2 protein-coding genes are annotated in these 2,272 nt (G+C 28.3%); one reads left to right on the forward strand and one right to left on the reverse strand.

Features of this window, described 5'->3' with window-relative positions; translation table 11 throughout:
* Positions 1–90 precede the first annotated feature (90 nt).
* Entirely contained in the window at positions 91–576 is a 486-nt protein-coding gene (gene lnu(A), locus LQ686_RS13830; RefSeq protein WP_000700648.1) for a lincosamide nucleotidyltransferase Lnu(A), read from the reverse strand.
* Between the two features lie 263 nt (positions 577–839).
* Here lnu(A) and LQ686_RS13835 point away from each other — a divergent pair, with 263 nt between their 5' ends.
* Positions 840–1,763 carry a protein rep gene (locus LQ686_RS13835; RefSeq protein ID WP_103357905.1) on the forward strand — a complete coding sequence of 308 codons (924 nt, stop codon included), beginning with the start codon at positions 840–842 and terminating at the stop codon, positions 1,761–1,763.
* Positions 1,764–2,272 lie beyond the last annotated feature (509 nt).

A 2,272-nucleotide genomic window follows, 5' to 3' on the forward strand; every position in this document is an offset into this window, starting at 1 on the left:
GCGTGAGCTATTAAGCCGACCATTCGACAAGTTTTGGGATTGTTAAGGGTTCCGAGGCTCAACGTCAATAAAGCAATTGGAATAAAGCAATTATGTTATTGATTTTAAATTTTTTATATCAAAATGGTCTTTTTCTGTTAAGTCATAACCAGAATGAAAAAGAAGCTGAGCTTCTTTTGAAATACATGGTATTTTTCGACCTTTATAATTAGTTTCTGAAAACCATTCATTTTGAAAAACGTAATTGCCACCTTCTGGATTTGCTTGAGTAATGGAACCATCATCATTTAAATTTATGGGATGAATATCTAAATATCCATATTTTTTATGTTTAAGTTCCATGCGTGAAGGCATCCAATCAACTTCTATTTTATATCCTATATCTTCTAATTTTTGTATAACTTTTTGAGTGTGTTGGGCGTCAAAATCTATATCTATATCTCTGTGTTCTCTTTGTTGTTTTCCAGTTAATACATCTACACCCCAACCTCCATCTAACCAATAAGTTACTTCCATTTTTTCAAATAAGTCTAAAATATAAAATAAATCCTTTTCTGTTACATTATTAATTTTCATTTTATCCCTCCTAATTTAGGAATTTGAAACGAGTTGAAAACGAGTTTCTTCTTGTCTTGATAATAAGGGTAACTATTTCGATTTTGGATAGTTACCCTTAAAGCATTGGTATATATGGCTTAAAACCCAAAAAAAGTTGCTTTTTCGTACCTATTAATGTATCGTTTTAGGTGTCTAATCAAAAACATACATAGAAAGGGGAAAAAGCAACTTTTTTTATTGTCATAGTTTGTGAAAACTAAGTTGTTTTTATGTGTTATAACATGGAAAAGTATACTGAGAAAAAACAAAGAAATCAAGTATTTCAGAAATTTATTAAACGTCATATTGGAGAGAATCAAATGGACTTAGTTCAAGATTGCAATACATTTCTGTCTTTTGTAGCTGATAAAACTTTAGAAAAACAGAAATTATATAAAGCTAATTCTTGTAAAAATCGATTTTGTCCTGTCTGTGCTTGGAGAAAAGCTAGAAAAGATGCGTTGGGTTTATCTTTGATGATGCAATATATTAAGCAGCAAGAGAAAAAGGAATTTATTTTTTTAACGCTTACGACGCCTAATGTACAAAATGAACAGTTGGAAGATGAGATAAAACATTATAATAAGTCTTTTAAAAAAATGGTTGAACGTAAAAAAGTTAAATCAATTATTAAGGGTTATGTTCGTAAGTTAGAGATTACATATAATAAAAAAAGAGATGATTATAATCCTCATTTTCACGTGTTAATTGCAGTAAATAAATCGTATTTCACAGATAAAAGATATTATATTAGCCAACAAGAATGGTTAGATTTATGGCGTGATGTAACGGGCATTTCAGAAATCACACAAGTTCAAGTTCAAAAAATAAGACAAAATAACAATAAAGAATTATATGAAATGGCTAAGTATTCTGGTAAAGATAGTGATTATTTAATAAATCAAAAAGTATTTGATGCATTCTATAAATCACTTAAAGGTAAACAGGTATTAGTTTATTCAGGATTATTTAAAGAGGCGAGAAAGTTATTAAAAAATGGCGATTTAGATTATTTAAAAGAGATTGATCCAACTGAATATATCTATCAAATTTTTTATATTTGGAAACAAAAAGAATATTTAGCGAGTGAATTGCATGATTTAACAGAACAAGAAAAAAGAGAATTAAATCATCAAATGATTGATGAAATTGAAGAAGAAACATAAAGTGTTGGTCTTAGACTGACACTTTTTTATTGTTAAAAATAATGTCGCCTGCCCCTGTGGGAACTATAAAAAATGTATGCAAATTAATTTGCATGTAGATGGGCAGTGTCTTAAAAAATCGACACTGGTTTTTAGAAAAAATCATTTTGTGAAATCAAAATATATTTATTTGGCTCATATTTGCGTTTTAAGAGCGTTTATAAACTTTTGGATATAAAACTATATGATTTATCCCTATTTCTTTAAAATGACCCCTTAAAATTCAAAATAAAGCATGTATGAGAATGTATAAAGTCAAAAAATAAAGTTGGTTATAGAATCTATAAGCTGTTTTTTAGAATCTATCAGAATCTATAATTTTATAAACGTTGATATAAGTGGCTTGTAAAGAATCTGAATACAAGTTCTGACGATGCCAGGAAACTTTTATACAGGTTATACATTTTAAAAGTGGATCATGTGGCTTAGTTGTATGATTTGTTTGGTTTTAACATGGCTTAAAAGAAATG

Source organism: Mammaliicoccus sp. J-M41, assembly GCF_022385935.1.
GTDB classification, from domain to species: Bacteria; Bacillota; Bacilli; order Staphylococcales; family Staphylococcaceae; genus Mammaliicoccus; species Mammaliicoccus sciuri_A.